Annotated in this window: 20 protein-coding genes, 1 tRNA gene and 2 pseudogenes; 7 read left to right on the forward strand and 16 right to left on the reverse strand. The window is 35.8% G+C overall.

Features of this window, described 5'->3' with window-relative positions; translation table 11 throughout:
- Nucleotides 1–43: 43 nt before the first annotated feature.
- The 3 genes from rimM to IHO13_RS01075 all read left to right on the forward strand — a co-directional run bounded on the left by rimM (nt 44) and on the right by IHO13_RS01075 (nt 1,886).
- Nucleotides 44–550, forward strand: a complete 507-nt coding sequence (gene rimM / locus IHO13_RS01065) for a ribosome maturation factor RimM (RefSeq protein ID WP_225537894.1) — start codon at nt 44–46, stop codon at nt 548–550.
- Between the two features lie 62 nt (nt 551–612).
- A complete protein-coding gene (efp, locus tag IHO13_RS01070; RefSeq protein ID WP_225537876.1) occupies nt 613–1,179 on the forward strand; it encodes an elongation factor P in 567 nt (188 codons plus the stop codon).
- Between the two features lie 8 nt (nt 1,180–1,187).
- Nucleotides 1,188–1,886, forward strand: coding sequence for an inositol monophosphatase family protein (locus tag IHO13_RS01075; protein WP_225537877.1), 699 nt, complete (start codon nt 1,188–1,190; stop codon nt 1,884–1,886).
- Here the strand turns inward: IHO13_RS01075 and hemA are convergent.
- The 10 genes from hemA to IHO13_RS05710 all read right to left on the reverse strand — a co-directional run bounded on the left by hemA (nt 1,878) and on the right by IHO13_RS05710 (nt 9,892).
- Complete coding sequence (hemA, locus tag IHO13_RS01080) at nt 1,878–3,080, reverse strand: 5-aminolevulinate synthase (RefSeq protein ID WP_225537878.1); 1,203 nt, start codon at nt 3,078–3,080, stop codon at nt 1,878–1,880. The two genes, IHO13_RS01075 and hemA, sit on opposite strands and share 9 nt — an antisense overlap.
- 64 nt (nt 3,081–3,144) lie before the next feature.
- Nucleotides 3,145–4,224 (reverse strand): TomO hydrophobic C-terminal domain-containing protein, encoded by a 1,080-nt coding sequence (locus IHO13_RS01085; protein ID WP_225537879.1) that lies wholly within the window; start codon nt 4,222–4,224, stop codon nt 3,145–3,147.
- Between the two features lie 586 nt (nt 4,225–4,810).
- A complete protein-coding gene (locus IHO13_RS01090; protein ID WP_225537880.1) occupies nt 4,811–5,188 on the reverse strand; it encodes a hypothetical protein in 378 nt (125 codons plus the stop codon).
- A gap of 279 nt (nt 5,189–5,467) precedes the next feature.
- Nucleotides 5,468–5,788, reverse strand: a complete 321-nt coding sequence (locus IHO13_RS01095; RefSeq protein WP_225537881.1) for a hypothetical protein — start codon at nt 5,786–5,788, stop codon at nt 5,468–5,470.
- Between the two features lie 114 nt (nt 5,789–5,902).
- Nucleotides 5,903–6,076, reverse strand: coding sequence for a hypothetical protein (locus tag IHO13_RS01100; RefSeq protein ID WP_225537882.1), 174 nt, complete (start codon nt 6,074–6,076; stop codon nt 5,903–5,905).
- A 59-nt stretch (nt 6,077–6,135) separates the two neighbouring features.
- Nucleotides 6,136–8,034, reverse strand: a complete 1,899-nt coding sequence (gene htpG / locus IHO13_RS01105; RefSeq protein ID WP_225537883.1) for a molecular chaperone HtpG — start codon at nt 8,032–8,034, stop codon at nt 6,136–6,138.
- Between the two features lie 679 nt (nt 8,035–8,713).
- Nucleotides 8,714–8,872, reverse strand: a complete 159-nt coding sequence (locus tag IHO13_RS01110) for a hypothetical protein (RefSeq protein WP_225537884.1) — start codon at nt 8,870–8,872, stop codon at nt 8,714–8,716.
- A gap of 133 nt (nt 8,873–9,005) precedes the next feature.
- A complete protein-coding gene (locus IHO13_RS01115) occupies nt 9,006–9,179 on the reverse strand; it encodes a hypothetical protein (protein WP_225537885.1) in 174 nt (57 codons plus the stop codon).
- Nucleotides 9,180–9,250: 71 nt separating this feature from the next.
- Complete coding sequence (locus IHO13_RS01120; RefSeq protein ID WP_225537886.1) at nt 9,251–9,487, reverse strand: hypothetical protein; 237 nt, start codon at nt 9,485–9,487, stop codon at nt 9,251–9,253.
- Between the two features lie 276 nt (nt 9,488–9,763).
- Entirely contained in the window at nt 9,764–9,892 is a 129-nt protein-coding gene (locus IHO13_RS05710) for a hypothetical protein (RefSeq protein ID WP_255586050.1), read from the reverse strand.
- A 284-nt stretch (nt 9,893–10,176) separates the two neighbouring features.
- Here IHO13_RS05710 and IHO13_RS01125 point away from each other — a divergent pair, with 284 nt between their 5' ends.
- Both IHO13_RS01125 and IHO13_RS01130 read left to right on the forward strand, forming a co-directional pair.
- The gene (locus IHO13_RS01125; RefSeq protein ID WP_225537887.1) at nt 10,177–10,815 is read left to right on the forward strand and encodes an HAD family hydrolase; all 639 of its coding nucleotides are present in this window, start codon (nt 10,177–10,179) and stop codon (nt 10,813–10,815) included.
- The gene (locus IHO13_RS01130; protein ID WP_225537888.1) at nt 10,815–11,309 is read left to right on the forward strand and encodes an RDD family protein; all 495 of its coding nucleotides are present in this window, start codon (nt 10,815–10,817) and stop codon (nt 11,307–11,309) included. The genes IHO13_RS01125 and IHO13_RS01130 overlap by 1 nt, the downstream gene beginning before the upstream one ends.
- Before the next feature lie 101 nt (nt 11,310–11,410).
- Here IHO13_RS01130 and IHO13_RS01135 read toward each other — a convergent pair.
- Nucleotides 11,411–11,487, reverse strand: a tRNA-Arg gene (locus IHO13_RS01135).
- Nucleotides 11,488–11,670: 183 nt separating this feature from the next.
- Between IHO13_RS01135 and rpe the strand changes: the two genes are divergently transcribed.
- On the forward strand, nt 11,671–12,351 hold the full coding sequence (gene rpe / locus IHO13_RS01140) for a ribulose-phosphate 3-epimerase (protein ID WP_225537889.1): 681 nt from the start codon (nt 11,671–11,673) through the stop codon (nt 12,349–12,351).
- A 94-nt stretch (nt 12,352–12,445) separates the two neighbouring features.
- On the opposite strand, the gene pnp is transcribed toward rpe, so the two are convergent.
- From pnp to truB, 3 genes and pseudogenes are all read right to left on the reverse strand, one after another.
- Complete coding sequence (pnp, locus tag IHO13_RS01145; RefSeq protein WP_225537890.1) at nt 12,446–14,713, reverse strand: polyribonucleotide nucleotidyltransferase; 2,268 nt, start codon at nt 14,711–14,713, stop codon at nt 12,446–12,448.
- A 14-nt stretch (nt 14,714–14,727) separates the two neighbouring features.
- A complete protein-coding gene (rpsO, locus tag IHO13_RS01150; RefSeq protein WP_225537891.1) occupies nt 14,728–15,000 on the reverse strand; it encodes a 30S ribosomal protein S15 in 273 nt (90 codons plus the stop codon).
- 12 nt (nt 15,001–15,012) lie between these two features.
- Nucleotides 15,013–15,988, reverse strand: a pseudogene (truB, locus tag IHO13_RS01155) (tRNA pseudouridine(55) synthase TruB).
- Between the two features lie 147 nt (nt 15,989–16,135).
- Between truB and IHO13_RS01160 the strand changes: the two are divergent.
- Nucleotides 16,136–16,858 carry a hypothetical protein gene (locus tag IHO13_RS01160; protein WP_225537892.1) on the forward strand — a complete coding sequence of 241 codons (723 nt, stop codon included), beginning with the start codon at nt 16,136–16,138 and terminating at the stop codon, nt 16,856–16,858.
- Nucleotides 16,859–17,044: 186 nt separating this feature from the next.
- Here IHO13_RS01160 and IHO13_RS01165 read toward each other — a convergent pair whose 3' ends face one another.
- The gene (locus IHO13_RS01165) at nt 17,045–17,857 is read right to left on the reverse strand and encodes an SDR family oxidoreductase (protein ID WP_225537893.1); all 813 of its coding nucleotides are present in this window, start codon (nt 17,855–17,857) and stop codon (nt 17,045–17,047) included.
- A 5-nt stretch (nt 17,858–17,862) separates the two neighbouring features.
- Nucleotides 17,863–18,474: pseudogene (locus IHO13_RS01170) on the reverse strand (alpha/beta hydrolase); the annotation flags it as partial.
- Nucleotides 18,475–18,515 lie beyond the last annotated feature (41 nt).

Genomic DNA, 18,515 nt, shown 5'->3' on the forward strand with positions numbered 1-18,515 from the left:
CAGCGCTGTAGACAAAAAAACTAGTTTTGATTATCATATTAACATGAACGATAACTTAGTATGCCTCGGAGTCATTACTTCTCCTCACGGAATTAAAGGAGCTGTTAAAGTAAAAACTTTCACTGAAAAGCCCGAAAATATTTCTCTATATGGTGAGCTGGTAAGTGGTGATGAGAATTATGAGATAGACTCAGTGTCTGTCATAGGTGATAGTTTAGTAATAGCCACAATAAGCGGAGTAAATTCTCGCAACGAAGCAGAGCTTTTAAGAAACAAAAAGTTATACACAGAAAGAAAAAAGCTGCCAAAACTAAATGATGAGAATGAGTTTTATCAAAGTGACCTTATAAATATGGAAGTAAGGCTAGAGAGTAATGAATTGTATGGCTACATAGAATCTATACATAATTTCGGTTCAGGAGATGTATTGGAAATTTCAGTCATCGGCACAAAAAAGAATATTATGCTATCTTTTACTAAAGAAATATTTCCGCATATAAACGTAAAGGAAGGGTATATAGCACTCAATATGCCAGAATTCATTGATTAACAAAGGTTTTGATATTTACAAAAAGCTACTTATAATTATAAGATCGAGCTGAAAGTATAATTATGGCAGAAAAAGCTAATGATATTAGACCAGGTCAAGTGTTGGAACACAATGGTGGTTTGTTTTGGGTCGTAAGTATTATGCATACTCAACCTGGCAAGGGTGGTGCATACATACAAGCAGAGATGAAGAATATTAAAACCGGAGCAAAACACTATGAAAGGTTCCGCTCTGATGCAACAATCAGAAGAGCAATTTTAGATGAAGAGGAATATGTTTATCTTTTTACTGAAGGAAATATTGTAAACCTTATGCATCCGAGTAATTACGAACAGATCACTATAAATTTGGACTTATTGGGAGAAAAAAAGATTTATTTACAGGATAATATGAAAGTTAAAGTAGTAACTTATCAGGATAAGATAATCTCTGCTCATGTGCCTGATTATGTTACATTGGCTGTAGAAGAAACAGAATCTGTTATTAAAGGGCAGACTGTTACTTCCTCTTATAAATCTGCAATTTTGGAAAACGGAATGCGTATTAACGTGCCTCAATTTATAAAAGAAGAGGACAAAATTGTAGTATATACCCCAGATGACAGCTATTACGAAAGGGTAAAAGAGTAAAAGCAAGAATGTCCATTTCATCACCACGGATTAATGTGATGCTTGATTCTGTACGCAGTGCTTCCAAACAGCTTGTGCGTGATTTCAATGAATTGCAAATTTCCAATATTAAGTCAGCGGACTTTATCAATAAAACTTACTCAAGATGCAAGCAAACCATATACAATTGCTTGTATGATTACAAGCAAGACTACGGTTTTATTTTTGAAGACAATACTGATCAAGAGGTAAAAGATGACACTTATACCTGGTTTATTATGCCTATAGAAAGCAGGGAGAATTTTTCCAGTTGTATGGTTTTTTTTGCAGTGTCGGTCTGTCTAATTCATAAAAACAAAGTTATAGCAGCTGTAATTGATGCTCCAGCTCTCAGAGAAACTTTTTGGACAGAAGAGAAAAAGGGAGCTTTTCTTAAAGACTTTAGATCTCGTCATATAAAAATACGAATGAAAAGTCGTGAAGGAGGCTTAATAGACGTAAGTGGTAATTTGTTAAGTAAGTTACTGCCTAACAACAGCAATGTACGTTCCATCGGTTCAACAGTTTTAGGTTTTGCATACCTTGCCGCAGGAAGATACAGTGGAATAGTTTACTCTGGAGTTAACAAATATAAAGCCTTGCTTGGCAAACTTTTTCTGCAAGAGAGTAGTGTAAGGGTAATAGAAGATAATGGATTAATCATTGCTGGAGATATAAAACTAACATAAACGAGCCACAGAGATAGACAATTTCTCAAAAACTTTTACAAGGGATTCTGTTAAATGTCTTATCATTTCGTCAGTATGATAAGGTGTAGGAGTAATACGAAAGCGCTCAGTCCCTCTTGGAACTGTTGGATAATTTATATGTTGAACATATATTCCATGCTCGTCAAATAGTAACTTTGATGCTATTTTGGATAACTCTGGATCACTAATTATTATTGGAATTATATGAGTTTCTGTTAGGATAAGATTAATTCCCGCGTTTCTCAGTGAATTTTTTACCTTTTCAACAACTTGTTTTTGTTTTTCCCTTTCAATGTTACTTGATTTTAGATATTCAACGCTTGCCTTTGCTGCTGCTGCTAAAACAGGCGACATAGCAGTGGTGAAAATAAATCCTGGAGCGGAACTTCTTATTACATCCACCAAGCTCTTTGAAGACGCTATATACCCACCCATCACTCCAAAAGCTTTCGATAATGTACCTTGAATAACAGTCACTCTATCCATCAGACCTTCTCTTTCTGCAATTCCACCACCACGCGGACCATACATGCCGACTGCGTGCACTTCGTCCAAATAGGTAATTGCATTATATTGATCTGCCAAGTCACATATTTCTCTCAGCGGCGCTATATCTCCATCCATTGAATATATGGATTCAAGTGCTATTATCTTTGGTGTTTTTTTACCCACAGACTTTAATAACTGCTCTAAGTGATCAATGTCATTATGCCTGAATATATATTTAGGTCTTTTTCCTGACTTTATGCCCTCTATCATTGAAGAGTGGTTCTTCTCGTCTGAAAAAATCACTACGTTAGGAATAACGGACAATAAGGTGCTAAGTGTAGTCTGATTAGCAAGGTAGCCACAAGCAAAAGTTAAAGCGGCCTTCTTGTTATGCAAACAAGCCAGGGATTGCTCAAGTTCAACAACTTCTTTTGTTGTGCCTGAGATATTTCTAGTTCCTCCTGCGCCAACAGATGAGTTGTGAATAGCGGCAATAACACTTTCATTTTGTGACATTCCTAAATAGTTGTTACTGCACCAGACGATTACTTCCCTATTTCTTTCATAATCCATAATATAGGGAAGCCTGCCAGGCAACGACTCAAAATGCGTGAACTCACGATAGCGCCCTTCCTCTTTTATATCTTTGATTTTATTTAAAAATATTTCTTCGTAGTCTACCAAGTTTTTATCTATTAATAACTAGTAAAATTATAATAAATTATTCAATGGTAGACTACTATATTTATTATACAGATGTAGCTATAGGTTCTTTCTTCTCATTGGGTGCAACCTTTTCAATCTGATTGTTTTCAATAAAGCTACTAGGCCATTTATAGTGATACATAACTGCTGCAGCAACTAGACAATAGGCTCCAACTACTATTCCTGCTGCTAACATCTCCAAGTGAACCGCAGTAGTCACTCCTAGAGCAACTCCAGCTATTGCTAATATAGAAGCAGCTATGGCATGCAGATTGCTGCTTTTTGTGTTTTGTGGAATGGTGTTATTCACTTGCTCAGATTTTTTGCTAGTTAATGAAGGTATTGGTTCTGGTGTTGGTGTCGGTGCTGATTGGTCACCCTCAGTAAACACGTTACCAGCTCCGCCTTTGGGTACTGAAGTTTCTGATTGTATGTCTTCTGGACTATTGCTTTTAAACGCAGAATCATCTTCATTTGCTTTACCCAGTAAAGATTCCTTCTCATCATCATTCGATAGTGGTGAATCACCTGGAATTTGAAATACTGCTGATCTTTCTTCATTTGCAGACTGACTATTACCACCATTACTATTTGTTATAGTTATCAAAGGCTCTTTATCTATCTTCTCAAATGATGAAGAGTTACCATTAGAATCTGGAGGAGTTTTAGCACACTTACCACCACTTTGATCGCCATTGCTTTCAAATTTAGAATAATCGCTACCCAAAGAACTCTCTGATAAATGCGATGGTGAATCTAGCTGACCACCTTTACTTTCAAGCCTTGGTTCATCTCCCATTTGCAATGTTATCTCTCCAGTAGGTTGAGCAGGAGTTTGTTTTTCCTTATCAGTATCAATTAACGAAACGATAGTACTTTTATTTTGAAGTTCCTGCATACTTGAAGAAGCTACTTCGCTTTGAGTAACATCCATTTGTTCTGGAACTTGAGTCTCAGGAACTTTCTGTTGCTCTTGAGTATGAGGTGATATGCTACTACGATTTTTACTTGCCGGATTTTGTTGCTTTTTTTCCCTATCCATTTCATCTCCCTTATAATTATTGTTTATAGAATGCTTCGTTGAAACATGTCCATTGTTCATAATATTTTTTCCTTTGTCCATAGCATTTTTTTGTGGCTATTGACTACCAGTGCTTTTAGGTTCTGGGTTTTCTGATAGAATGTTACTTTTTATAACTGGAGTTGCTAGTTTATCTGCAACTTTACCACTTCTTTTTCGCATTATAAAAATTCCAGGAGTTTGATACACTCCGTCCCACAAATCTTGACGTTCATGATAGTGATATTCCTGTACATCAATAGAAAATTACAGGATATCTCTAATGCGCATTAAGCTGGATACAAGGTAAGTATTCCCTTGATGTTTATTGTATTCTTGATCTTTGGTGTATTCATCATATGCTATGCAAGTAGCCTAAATTAATCCATTTATAATACCTGGCAAATAACTGTAGTTATGCTCACGTAGAGCTTTAGACTGCAATGATTTGTCTTCCTTTTTCAGGTCTTCTATACGCTTTTCTATGCTAGACTTAAAAATCTTACACTTCTCTTGAAAAACTACGTTAATTGCATCAGCTTTTGTGCATAAGTAACATATTTCCTTGACTAAGGAATAATCTTCTTGGCCTGTTAAATAGTATATTGCACTTCTCAGTATATTCTGTATGGCTTGCCTGATTACCTGCTCATTGTAATACGTTTTGATAGGTTTGAATGTGAGTGAGCACAGTGACTATAATGTCTTTATTTCCAGTATTAGACAATGTAATGAGAGTTGATTCGTATGTGTTATCAAATTCGTTACCTTTCAACTTTTGGTCGAGATAATCGATAACATCATTGCCGCACTTAGCACATTTTTCACATAAGTGTTCAATAAATGCAACATTGACAACATCCAGTGCAGCTTTCAGAACTAAATCATAAATTTCTCTCCTACTACGCACTTCCGTATTTTTCAGGATTTGCTTATTGATTTGTTCAATAACCTTGTTATCAGCAAACGCTTCTTTATAGATTTCCTGAATTACTGACTCTTTGCTTTCAGTGCATTTCTTACGCAAATGTTCAACAATTGAAACATGCTCCTGACTTATCGCAGTTTCTAATAGAGTAACAAAACTCTTTTTTAACAGATCTTTCGCATCTCTAGTTGGCTCATTATGTACCTTTCAAATGCCCCAATACTATCGTGATAAACTCTTCATTCTGCACGAACGACACTGTTTCAAGCACACTATACAAAAGATCAGAGCCGCTTGTTTTTAACACCTGCTCAAGATCTTTCAGGACATACTTAACAAAAACTGTGTCTAATAAATTCTGTTCTTTTCTTAATGCTATTACTGAAAAGAAGCCAATCTTATTAGGTTCAACAAGTTGTATAGCTTGATTTTTAATCTATTATAAATTCTACCGGTACCATGGAATTTTTCTATAAAAGCTTCAATATATTTTTGACTAGCAATAAGTAAAAGACTCAGATTTCCTTCAACAAAAAGTCCACCCTGGTATTTTTCTGCGAGTTTGTTATTAGCTGCAATTGTCAATAATACCAGTTCTTTTACTGAATAATTGTACTTGAACTCCTCTTGATCAAATTTGTACTGTGGTAGTACATTTGAATATATATGTTTTTGGTCACTTCTGTTTTGTAAATCCAAATTCAGTTGATTTGAGCAGAAATTTTTGAAGCTTTCGCCATCCGATGCAATAGATTAGTCTTCATAATCTCAATATTTTGTATAACCTTATTTAGTTCTTCATAATTATTTTCTTTATATAGCTTGATTTAAGATGTTTATCATTTTAGCAGAAGCTAAATTTTCAGAAATAAAGACATATAAACCCTCATCTTTTAATTCTACAGTAACTAAACGTGATGTATTTTCAAAATTTTTACATAACTCATCAACGATTAGTGAATCATTACCATTAATCTCTACAAGCACTTGATGTCAAAATCGATAGCCATATCTTATCTCCTAGTCAATAGCTACCAAGTGTAGCACTAAATTACAACCTTGCCAAGCAAGTTATTCAACCTCTTGGCAAACAGGTTCGCATCATCCATCTCCTCGCCCTCTACGATACAAGCTTGATAGAACAATAAGTGGATCATATCCTCCAATGTTGAGTTTTCACTATCTTCAGCGTAAGATTTTGTTATGCTTTTTATTACAGGATGTTTAGTGTTGATTTCGAGCACCTTTGGTGTACGGTAATTCAGCTGTTTTTGCTCACGTAAAAAACGCTCCATTCTAAGATCCATTGCACTCTCATCAACTGCCAAACATACAGGACTATCGGTCAATTTTTTGGAAATTTTTACGCTTTTTACTGAACTGCCAAGGACCTTAGTGAAATATTCTAATATAGAATCTGTATTTTCTTCGCTCCTTTTTTCATCTGATTTATTTTCTTCGTCTTTTTTCTCAGAGGAGAATTTTTCCAAATCAACATCAGCACGAGTTACGGACTTGATTTTCTGGTCTTTATATTCATGAATTACGCTAGTCCAGAAATCATCCACTGGATCAACAAACAGAAGAACCTCCAATCCTTTGCTGACAAACCCTTCAAGTTGTGGACTATGTTTCACCGAATCCAAGCTATTTCCTGTGAGGTAATAGACGTGCTCCTGCTCAGGCTTCATTCTGCTTATATAGTCGTCAATACTAACCAGCTTATCATCACCTGTACTATGGAATCTGCAAATTGAAAGTAGCGCTTCTCTTTCGCCGGTTGGCATAGCTTCGCAAAGACCTTCTTTCAATACTGCGCCAAAATTGGTCCAGAATTTCGTGTATTCCTCTAAATTTTCTTTTGCCTTTTTACCAAGTTCTGATATTACGCGCTTAGTGAGAGATTTTCTGATTTGCTCAATAACAAGATTGTTCTGCAGTGTTTCTCTGCTGATATTAAGAGGCAAATCCGGTGAGTCAACAACACCTTTGAGAAAACGTAAGTACTGTGGTATAATTTGTACATTATCCTCAGTGACAAATACTTTATTTACATATAATTTCACGGAACAACGTCTATCTGGGTGAAATAAATCAAAGGGCTTGATAGAAGGCACATAGAGCAAATTTGTATACTCTATTGCTCCTTCATTTTTGTTGTGCAATATCATCCAAGGCTCCCCGCCAACATGTGCAACACTGCGGAAAAAATTGTTGTGCTCCTCTTGAGTGACGTTGTTTTTCTGCTTAGTCCAAATTGCAGCCTTGCTGTTTAGCTTTTCACTTTTTCCTTCTTCATCTATAAACTCAACGGGAAAATTTATGTGATCTGAATAAGTAGTAACGATATTTTCAATGCGAAATTTGTCTAAAAACTCATTTTCTTCAGGGCGCATAACCAGGGTAATTTTGGTTCCACGAGGGATTTGACCATCTAATTTGCTGATTGAATATTCTCCATCTCCTCCGGATCTCCAGACCCAAGATTTCTCTTCTCCCACCTTCCGAGATTCAACTATAACTTCTGAAGTAACCATGAAGCTCGAGTAAAAACCAACACCAAATTTTCCGATTAACTCTACAGTTTGGCTTGAATCCTTACTACTTTTAATTGCCTCCAGAAATTTTTGTGTACCAGAACTAGCGACTGTACCAAGGTTATCTATTAAATCCTGCCTATCCATCCCGATGCCATTATCAGTGACATATAGTTCATTCTTATCTTTACTAAAGCTAATGGTGATTTTTAACTCATCACTTGAATCTAGCAAGTTAGGGTTTAGTTGAGATTCGTAGCGCAATTTGTCACATGCATCTGATGCATTTGATATTAACTCACGCAGAAAAATATCCTTATTGGTATAAAGCGAATGAATTACTATATTCAGTACTTTCCCTACTTCAGCATCAAATTTTAAATTTTCGGTTTCTTTTACGTTATGCATTTTGAGCTCCATTATTAGCCTACTGCCTATATAATTTAAGTATTGCACTGCGATCTTTCAAGGTCACGCACACCAAAATAAAACTTCTTACATAATCATATCAAATCAGTTTTGGCAGCACTAAGCACATACCAATATAAAAAAACTACTTGACAAATTCCTTCAGTCCACTTATCGTAATATTGAAGCTATTTATCTTCGGGACCTGTGTAGGTTAGTAATAAAAAATTTAGGGTATTTGGCGTATTGTATCTTTATAAAACTTCTGGTTTTCAAGCTGAAACGCGCTTATAAGTCGTTTAAGACAGTATAGAACATCAAATAGACAAGGAAGAATTTGAATGCTAGCTGCTTTAGGTTTTTTTTATCTTTTTCTATTTAGTAAGTTTCTTAACATTTGCAGTTTTGGTTATTTGCATTTAAAAGTAGCTGAGTCGTATTGTTGAGGGTAAAAACGCCGATATTTGAAGTACATATAAATAATTAACTCCCGACCGGGGCTTCTTTTGTCTTTTTCTCTATTTAGTAAAGTTTTTAATGTTTGTAGCTAATGTCAAAAATAATTGCCTTTAGTTTAAGTTAAGCAATAAGTCTAATTGTAGCTATAATTATTACAGCATATAATTTATAGGATTATTGCATAGTCAAATGCTTTTTCAAATCACTGAAGTCAAGCGGATCATCCTTCACGACTCGTGCTTATTTCATTCACTTTAGGGGTGTTAACAGGCGTTGTTGCTGGATTTTCAAGCTTTGTTACTTGTTCTAAGCCCTTGTTTATGCTTTGGTCTTGACTTAAAACTTTATCAAAGTGCTTGCTCTGTTGATGACCATTCACCACTCTAATTTCTAGACGAGGACTTTGTACTTGAAAGACTCACCAGGTTCGATACTATATTCCTTACCATTAATATTGAAGTTAATTGCATGAGCAACATTGGGAGAAGTTGTATCTCGTTGTAGATTTTGCTTTATCCCAGGGCTGTTATATGTAATACTAATGTAAGGGCTTTGTCCTGATAATTAAAAGCCTTTCCTGGTTCTAAATTGAATTCTTTCCCATTTGTATTTATGTAAAAGCTCTTATCGATACTTTTTTGTTGTATTTCATTATTTAATGTATTTTTTTGAGCTGCTCCTCCCATATTGTAGGTATTTTACGCACCCTTTTTATCTTCACCAAAAAGTTTTTCTAATATCTCCTTAACAAAGCATTTTAAAGACTAAAAAGACCTACTTCTTTTTGATTTTCTTGAGGTGCATTATCCTTTTCGTCTTGTCCAAGCTTTTTATTATTCAAATTCTCTCTTTTAAGATCCCTTTGTCCACTCCATTTAAAACTCTTATCTTTCGCTAGAGTGTTTCCAAGAGTTTCAGCTAATTCTGCGGAGTCCTTACTGACTGCAGGACTAACAGCCTGTAACTTAAGCTCTGATGGAGTTTGAGCCTCCAAACTTACAAGTGGTTGTGTGTCTATTTGTACAGAAGTTTCTCTTTGTCCACTTCGTCCAAACTTTTCACCTTATGCAGCAGTTTCTTCAAGATTGCCATCTGCTTCTTGAAACTCTGGATTATCACACAACTCCTCAACCCTTGGTGGTTGCATATCTGTTTGAGTAGAAGCTTCAGCGATTTGCGCATCTTGCCTAGCTTCTTGCGGTAATTTATCATTACCACCTAATTTGTTTATTTTACTCGTACCAAACTCTTTTCTTAGCTCTTGTGTTGATCATCTAAGTTTATCTATTTCTTTGTCGTTCTGTCTTTGTTGTTTTTCAAGCTCTTTGTTTAATTTTGCAATATTTTCCATCTTATTTTCGAGCATGAACTTTTCACAGCCTTTAGAGCTTCTGTTCATTCTGTGATATAATTAACCTTATCTTCTAATGAAGTACCTTCTGAAAATGCGCCTGGAAAACGTCCAAAAACATCTTTAAATTTTTTTGAGATGTATTCTTAACTTTTCAGCCATACCTACTCCTAATAAGGCATGTAAAACCAGTATATTAGCTTATTATGTAGAAATGGTTAACACAACCTGCAATAAATAATGTTTCTTGTGAGCATCAAGAGCGTCTTATTTATATTTTTTTTATCAAAATGTTATTTACTTATTAACCTGAAATACGTAACAATGTAGAAATGAAAAACAGCCCATTAGCAGTAGTATTCGATTGGGATAATACCTTAGTTGACACCCAAGACAATATTTCTAATGCCATTAAGTATACCTTAGACTCAATGGGATACAGTAATAAAGCCGCTGATAGAAATTCCCATGAGTCAAGAAAGAGCTACATGGTCAATTTATTTGGCGATCAGTGGAAAAAAGCGAATCAGATATACCAACAATACTTAGATAATGCGTTATTGCAGAATATTACCCTAAATCAAGGAGTAGAGAAAATGTTGCAGACGTTGAAAAGCCATAATATCTATCTAGCAATAGTAAGTAATAAGAAAAACACTAATTTACGTGAAGAAGTTGCCTATTTTAAGCTAGACTCTTACTTTGAGAGAGTAGTTGGTTCATGCGATACTGCAGAAGATAAACCGTCTGCAACTCCACTGCTATTTGCACTAGAGGAGAGTACATTGCCTATAAATAGAGAAAGTGTGTTTTTTGTTGGTGACAGTATCACAGATATTTTGTGTGCACAAAATGCCAATTGTTTACCTATTATATATGGCCAATCAATAAGTGGATACGAAGATTTGTTATGTTTTCAACATTTTGATAAACTTACAGATTTTATAATAGAATGTTTAAAAGATAGGTAATGACTGCTGTTATAGAAATTGCAAGTATCAAAAGGCGCTTTTGTGCATATTTAATAGATGTGGCAATTTTATTAATTCCAAACTTATTAATCATACTATTGTTAGAGAATTTTCCGTTAATTTTATATCTATCATATATGTGTGTAAATTGCAGTTACTTCACATATTTTATATCCTCAGCAGCTCAGGCAACTCCCGGTCAGCAGTTAATGAACATACATACCATAAGCCTAGGCGGTTCTAGAATAGACTTGAGTTTAGCATTTGATAGAAGCATTTCTCAGTTTTTTCTTCATCTATTGAACAACGTAATAGCTATCCTCATAGAGCTTTTCCAAGAACAAAACGTGTTAGTAAGCGCTTTAAGCATACTGGGAGTAATTATATTGCTGCTCACCTTTTGCTGGTATTTAGTGGCTTGCTTCTCTCAAAAGAAGCAGACATACCATGATATGCTGTTTAATACGATTGTTGTGAAAGGAGCTATCAAATAGATTAAATCTTTTACATGCTCAATTTATGGTAAGAAATTTTCAGGAGAAACGCTTGGAAGTTACATGGCAAAGTAAAAACACAGGGTAGTGTGCTACACATGTGGTGTGCCCGGTAGGATTTGAACCTACAACCTACAGCTTAGAAGGCTGCTGCTCTATCCAGCTGAGCTACGGGCACTAACGTATATAAAATGCTTCTTAACACATATGAAGTCAAGGTATTTCATGTAAATACGATGTTCATAGTAATTCTTGCAAGACCTTATCGTTCCAGCGTAGATGTAACTTTTTTTGTGTTTTGTGGTCAAGGTGACAGAGTTTAAAAAATAAGTTATTTTTATTCTTTAATGAAAAACGGCTCATGGGTATTAAAATTGCACCTTCTATACTTTCAGCAGACTTTGCAAAATTAGGGCAAGAAGTAAGAAAAATTAGCGATTTAGGTGTAGATTATATACACATAGATGTTATGGATGGAAATTTCGTTCCGAATATTACAATTGGTCCGGGTGTTATTTCTGCAATACGTAAGTATAGCAATCTTCCTTTTGATGTGCACTTAATGGTTAGATCTCCTGGTGACCATATTGAAAGCTTTATAAATGCTGGTGCTGATATTATCACTATACATGCAGAAGCAGAGATACACCTTGAGAGACTGGTTAGAAAAATAAAGTCATACAAAAACGCAAACAATACAAAAAAAACAGTTCAAGTTGGAGTTTCGATTGTTCCTTCAACTTCTCCAAGTGTGCTTGAGTATATAATACATGAACTAGATATTGTGCTGATTATGGCAGTCAACCCTGGATTTGAAGGACAGGAGTTTATTCATTCGCAGCTATACAAGATAGCTGTTGTGAAAAAAATGATACAAAAGTATAATCTTAAAACGCAAATTTCAGTGGATGGTGGAGTGAGCGCCCTAAACGCAGCCAACATAACAAAAGCAGGTGCAGATATCTTAGTCGCTGGGTCAGCAATATTTAGAGCTGCAAATACAAAAAAGGCTATAAACGACCTTAGAAACCCATTGCTATAGCTGCCTTAATCTCTAGTTGAGAGACAAGTCAACAGCCGATATCATTCCAGTACCTAGGCACTAGGATGAAGTAGATAATACAAGAAATCTACTCTCAATAAAAGCTTGATGATGAATCATCACTACCAAATTGTGGCCTGCTACTTCTATTACTGAAGCCAGAACGAGAACGAGTAGGTCTCTTACGATGCCCAGGTTTTTTATTGAATGAACTATTATAATAATCCTTATCACTTGAACCATCTTTCTTTTCTTCATTATAGAGCTCGCCTTCAAAAAATTCGCCTGTCTCTTGATCAACGCGACGCCTTGACAATTTTGGACATCCACCTTTTTCAAAATCAATTACCAGCGCTTTGAAAACATCACCCTGTTTAAGTATATCTTCAATAGACTCTATATGCTGATTAGCCACTTCACTTATGTGCATTTTTCCTTTTCTTCCATTGAAAAGTTCAAGCTCTACAATAGACTTATCTATTTTGATAACCTTAGCATCAATTATTGCACCTTGCTCTAGTTCTGTTATTGAATCAATCAACATATTTTTTGCAATTTCAGCTTCAGTGCTACTCATGGCAAACACAGAAACTTTGCCATCGTCTCCTATTTCAATTTTTGCATTACTTCTTTCACACACACTGCGTATATTTTTTCCTTTAGCCCCAATAGCCGCAGAAATTTTATCTTTATCTATGTAAAATGATACCATTCTTGGTGCATGACTTTTTACGTCATCGCTATGTTCTGAAATCACTGCGTTCATTTTTTCTAAGGTATGCAACCTTCCAGCCTTTGCTTGTTTCAAAGATTTTTCAACAATTTCAAAGCTTATACCAGAAATTTTCATATCCATTTGCAGTGCTGTAATTCCTTCACTAGTTCCTGCTATTTTAAAATCCATATCGCCAAGATAATCTTCATCACCCAGGATATCGGAAAGTATTGTATACTCATCTTTATCTTTGATGAGGCCCATGGCAATTCCAGCAACAGGAGCCCTTATCGGCACGCCTGTATCCATTAAGGCAAGCGAGGTTCCGCAGACTGTTGCCATAGAAGAAGAACCATCTGATTCCATAATTTCGGATACTACTCTTATTGTGTAAGGAAATTTGGATTTATCAGGTAAAACAGGATGAATTGCTTTCCAAGCAAGTTTACCATGACCTATTTCTCTTCTTCCTGGTGCGCGTATAGCAGAAGCCTCTCCAACAGCAAATGAAGGAAAATTGTAATGCAACATGAAATGCTCACGCCTATCACCTTCAATGTCATCTATAATTTGCTCGTCTTGTGTAGTACCAAGAGCAGTAACAACCAGCGCCTGAGTACTACCTCTTGTAAATAATGCAGAGCCATGGGTTCTGGATAAAATGTCAACTTCAACCTCTATCTGACGTATTTCATCGTGCTTACGACCGTCTATCCTCATACCTTTCTTTTTAATTATCTTGCGCACTAAAGATCTCTCAAAGCTTTTTATTGCATATGTAATTAATTTCTCATCTTTTCCAGCTTCCTTAAGAGTGTTTAATATATCACCTCTGAGCGCTTCTAAAGTTTGAGCTCGCTGTTGCTTTACTGTTTGTGAGTATGCATTCTCAAAATCTTTACTATACTTTTCAAGATCCTGCGTTATGTCTGACATATCAATAAGAGCAAGGCTCTTAGGTTTCTTGCCAATTGTGTCAGCAAACTCTTTTATAAGCTTAATGACGGGTTGAAGGTGTTCATGACCAAATTTTATTGCGCTTAGAACGTTTTCTTCAGAAAGCTCCTTTACCTCTGATTCAACCATTAAAATTGAACGCTCGTCACCAGATAAAAATAGATCTAAGCTGCTTACTTTCATTTCTTGAACAGAAGGGTTGAGTATATAGTTGTTATTTTCATCACAACCAACCAAGGCTCCAGCTATGGTAGAGTAAAAAGGAACACCAGAAATTGCAAGGGCTGCAACAGTACCAATCAATGCTGGTACTTCGGGAGGATTGACCATATCATAAGTTAATAAATTGCACACCACGCTGACTTCGTCGTGAAAACCTTCTGGGAATAGCGGTCTTATACTTCTATCTATCACCCTTGAAATTAAAGTTTCCCTATCAGATGGCTTACCTTCTCTTTTAAAAAAGCCACCGGGAATCTTGCCCATGGCATAGCTTTTTGCAATAAATTGTACATTTAGAGGCAGGAAATCGACATTTTCTTCCTTCTTTTTACGTACAACAGTTACTAAAATAGAAGTATCCCCGTAATTTACAACCACTGAACCATCAGCTTGACGTGCTATTTTCCCAGTTTCTAAAGATAAGGTACGACCACCCCAGTCTATAGATTTTTTTATAATTTCAAACATACAAAATTCCTCGATTATTTTCTAATGCCTAACTTCTCTATTAACTCCTGATAGGCCTGATTACCAAACTTACGCTTTATATAATTTAAGTGTTTACGCCTTCTGCCTATTAATATAAGTAAACCGCGCTTAGAGTGATGGTCATGCTTGTGCACTTTAAAGTGCTCAGTTAAGTTGCTGATCCTTTCGGTTAGAATAGCACATTGTACAAAAGATGAACCTGTGTCATTTTCTTTAATTGCATATACATTTATTAAATTCTTTTTCTTTTCTGATGTTATTGGCATCTAAACCTCATTTCAAACATTAAAAACACGAATAGGTTTTACACAACCATAGGTAAAACTGCAGATTGCAACGGGTATATTACCCACTGTCGTACAAAAAATATCATAATTCTTTAAATTATGCAAGTTATTTAATATGATTTCTTGACCTTTTCTGATTTTCTCTGCTTCCTTTGCAGAAATTTCAACCTTGAACGTTGATTTTAAAGCTGATGCGATGGGGTAATGAAACTTTTTGCATTACTCCCTATCATTTCATCATCTTCTATTATCCCAGTGCTTGACATCCATTCTTCTTTTTTTCTGGACTCCAGCGTTACGCGCTGGAATGACACCGAAAAGCGAATTTTTTCAACAAGTTGTTCGATTGTTACTGATCCGGTTTCTCTAAAGCTACCTACCATGGTCCTTCTTAGTTGTGTAATATGTCCAAAGCAATTTAATGCGATTCCAAGATCTCTTGCAATTGACCTCACATATACACCACTACCGCATAGCATAGAAAAATCAGCACTGTTATTTATGGCGTCAACAGAGACCAACTTAAGTTCATATATTCGTACTAAGCGGGACTTTATATTCGCTTTTTGCCCACTTCTTGCCAATCTGTATGCCCTTGTCCCATCGATTTTTATTGCTGAGAATTGAGGAGGAGTTTGTGCTATCTTACCAACAAAGTTCTTGATCGCACAGCTTATTTGGTTATACTCAGGTTTTATGTTGCTGCCTTAATAGTATCACCATCTAAGTCGTCTGTAGTTTTTTGCTCTCCCCATTTTATTGTGAAATTGTATGCCTTTAAGTTGCAGGATAAATACGGTATAGTTTTTGTTGCCTCGCCAAGAGCAATTGGCAACACACCTGAAGCTAAAGGGTCAAGTGTTCCAAAATGACCAGCTTTTTTAATTCCAAAAATCTTTTTAACTCGAGCTACAGCTTGCGCAGAACTAATTCCTATTGCTTTGTCGAGATTCAGCCAACCATGTATCATATATCAACTGTACGTGATTAATAGCAATTTAGAAAGCAACTCAGAATATACTTGTTTTATTAAATTATTATAAAAAAAGACTTGACTAACATGTGTTATTAGTATATATTTAAGTTTTTATTAGTCATATTTTAAGAGGTTATTATGCCAGACACAAAAAATCAAAACACACCAAGCATATGGAAGTGGGAAAATACTGCACCTATAACAAAGATGGGTATCGAAGTTGTAGTTGCAGCTGCAGCTGTAACAATAGCAGCAACCACTATTTATGCTACTGCAAAGGGAGTGGCACTTTCTTCAACATTCCTAGCATATCTTGCTAACCCTTGGGCGATAGCAATAATAGCTTTTGTTGCTGCCGCATACCTTATTGCAACAGCTGTTTCTTCATGTCAGCAACTGCGTTCAATGGGGGGAGTTCAAGGTAAAGCTGGTAAGGACGGTAAGGACGGCAAGGATGCAGACTTCTCTGCTCTTGTTGGTGATGCGGTAAAGGATGCTAAAATTGTTGAAAAGGAAGTTACAGAGAACAAAGAAAGCGTTAAGAAATTATACCTGGAACTTTCAGATGACAATCGTAAAGTATTGCTAGGTGAGAAGGGTGAGAAAGATCTATACGTGATCTTCAAAAATAAAGAAGGCGAATACACATCCATACAACTTAATTATAAGGTTGAAGATAAAGGTGTTGTTGTGACTAATGATTTTGTTGAATTGAAGGAAACGTTAGGTAGAACTAAAGAAGCTACTTCATTAAAAGTTACAGTAAGTAACAAAAGCCATGAAGCTTTAAAAAGTGACGTATCAGCTAAGTTGCAAGAGGTTGCAGTAGATGCAGCTATATTTGGAGCGCTGAGAAAGTAAAGTTAATATTAAAGAGAGGTAGAAATGTTCTGCCTCTTCCTTTCCCCCTTTTACTTAGGCTTGTAAGGTTGACATAGCCTGTTTCAGCCTTCAATTATATCCTTATCAAAAATCTATTGTTTCTACCTTTTTTAGAAGATGTTATCCAAGATGCAAAATCGGAAAGCAGGTTATGCAAGAGATTCTTCAAATGTGTGACTTCAACTCTTCAGCGTATAAGCTTTCCAACCCTACCTTATAGTTAGGATAAACTAGAGAGATGCCAAGATCTCTTTTCACTTTAATGTTACTTACTTTTTTTGACCCTAAATAAAAACTCTGTGCACAGTCAGGCAAGGAATAAACCTCCACTGGTTCTGGAGCACTAACATTCAGAAGTTTTGCCGCGTATATTACCACTTCAGATTGTGTAGCGGGCAAGTCGTCCGCACAATTATATATTTCACCAGGTTTTATGCTTTGCATGGAAGAAAATAGAATATTCGATATATCTTCAACATGAATACGAGAAAAAAAATGTCCTTCTTTTCGTACGTTTCTTGCTTTATTAAGTTGTAAATCAACTAATACGTTTCTACTGGGACCGTATATTCCAGCCAAACGAAAAACATGAACAGGTAAATTGCTATTTAGCCATTTCTTTTCGGATCTAAGGCGATTCTCTCCTCTGTTTTCTATAGGTTTTGTTTCAGATTCTTCCATAACCCAATTACCAGCGTGGTTGCCATAGACATTAGTTGCAGATAGATAACCAAGCCATTTGACATTTTGAAAGTAATGGCCATATCTCTCCAGCACATCATCACTATCTGGCGGGATGGAAATCAAAACATGTGTTACATCTTGAAACGTATCCTCGCTTACTTTGTCGTAATTAAAGAAATCAACGTCCTGTACGTCTTGATTCTTTGAGGTACCACTAACTTTCCAACCTAAATTCAGTAACTTTTTCGATAGAAACCTAGCTATATATCCATAACCGAAGCAAAACAAGTGCATGAAAATTAGTTTTTGAAGTTTTTCTTAATAAATTCTACACCCAATCTTATTCCTTCTTCATTGATAATGTGACCCAATGCATGAATTGGGTGTCCCTCAACATTTATTCCATTTTCCTTCAGAGCTCTAACTGCCAAGCCAAGAGAAGAAAAAGGTACTACATCGTCAGCATCACCATGGATAATGCACATGTTGGGCTTTGATTTGATCTCTGGTGCAACTTTTGAAGGCAAAAGAAACCTACCAGAATATGCAACAACCGATGCACAAGATTGAGAACGGGTAAGAGCTGTGTGTATTGCAAGCATTGCCCCCTGGGAAAATCCAATCAAAGAAAGCTGTGCATCATTTAAGCTAAGCTCTTTTAACTTCGTATCAATAAAGTGATTTACTATCAATGCAGCACTTTTTGCTCCATTATATAGCACCTCTTCACTGCGATCCTCTAGACTGAACCATTGATAACCGTCACCTATTTCCATTTCAAATGGAGCATTTGGTGCTATAAAACATGAATCAGATAAAGATTTGCTCATAACTTTGGCAAGGTGAACAAAGTTGTCACTGCTTGATCCCCAACCGTGTAAGCAAACAATTAAATTTTTCTTATTTCTGTTTTATAGCACCAAATGCTCCATTTGAAATGGAAATAGGTGAC

This window comes from Wolbachia endosymbiont of Mansonella perstans, assembly GCF_020278605.1.
Classification (GTDB): domain Bacteria; phylum Pseudomonadota; class Alphaproteobacteria; order Rickettsiales; family Anaplasmataceae; genus Wolbachia.

Coding starts and splice junctions, on each gene's coding strand:
- IHO13_RS01075 (WP_225537877.1), top strand. CDS start 1,188: ATGTCCATTTCATCACCACGGATTAATGTGATGCTTGATTCTGTACGC.
- IHO13_RS01160 (WP_225537892.1), top strand. CDS start 16,136: ATGCCAGACACAAAAAATCAAAACACACCAAGCATATGGAAGTGGGAA.
- rpsO (WP_225537891.1), bottom strand. CDS start 15,000: ATGCCAATAACATCAGAAAAGAAAAAGAATTTAATAAATGTATATGCA.
- IHO13_RS01125 (WP_225537887.1), top strand. CDS start 10,177: ATGAAAAACAGCCCATTAGCAGTAGTATTCGATTGGGATAATACCTTA.
- htpG (WP_225537883.1), bottom strand. CDS start 8,034: ATGCATAACGTAAAAGAAACCGAAAATTTAAAATTTGATGCTGAAGTA.
- IHO13_RS01165 (WP_225537893.1), bottom strand. CDS start 17,857: ATGCACTTGTTTTGCTTCGGTTATGGATATATAGCTAGGTTTCTATCG.
- rpe (WP_225537889.1), top strand. CDS start 11,671: ATGGGTATTAAAATTGCACCTTCTATACTTTCAGCAGACTTTGCAAAA.
- pnp (WP_225537890.1), bottom strand. CDS start 14,713: ATGTTTGAAATTATAAAAAAATCTATAGACTGGGGTGGTCGTACCTTA.
- IHO13_RS05710 (WP_255586050.1), bottom strand. CDS start 9,892: ATGAACAGAAGCTCTAAAGGCTGTGAAAAGTTCATGCTCGAAAATAAG.
- IHO13_RS01130 (WP_225537888.1), top strand. CDS start 10,815: ATGACTGCTGTTATAGAAATTGCAAGTATCAAAAGGCGCTTTTGTGCA.
- rimM (WP_225537894.1), top strand. CDS start 44: ATGAACGATAACTTAGTATGCCTCGGAGTCATTACTTCTCCTCACGGA.
- IHO13_RS01085 (WP_225537879.1), bottom strand. CDS start 4,224: ATGGACAAAGGAAAAAATATTATGAACAATGGACATGTTTCAACGAAG.
- efp (WP_225537876.1), top strand. CDS start 613: ATGGCAGAAAAAGCTAATGATATTAGACCAGGTCAAGTGTTGGAACAC.
- IHO13_RS01115 (WP_225537885.1), bottom strand. CDS start 9,179: ATGGGAGGAGCAGCTCAAAAAAATACATTAAATAATGAAATACAACAA.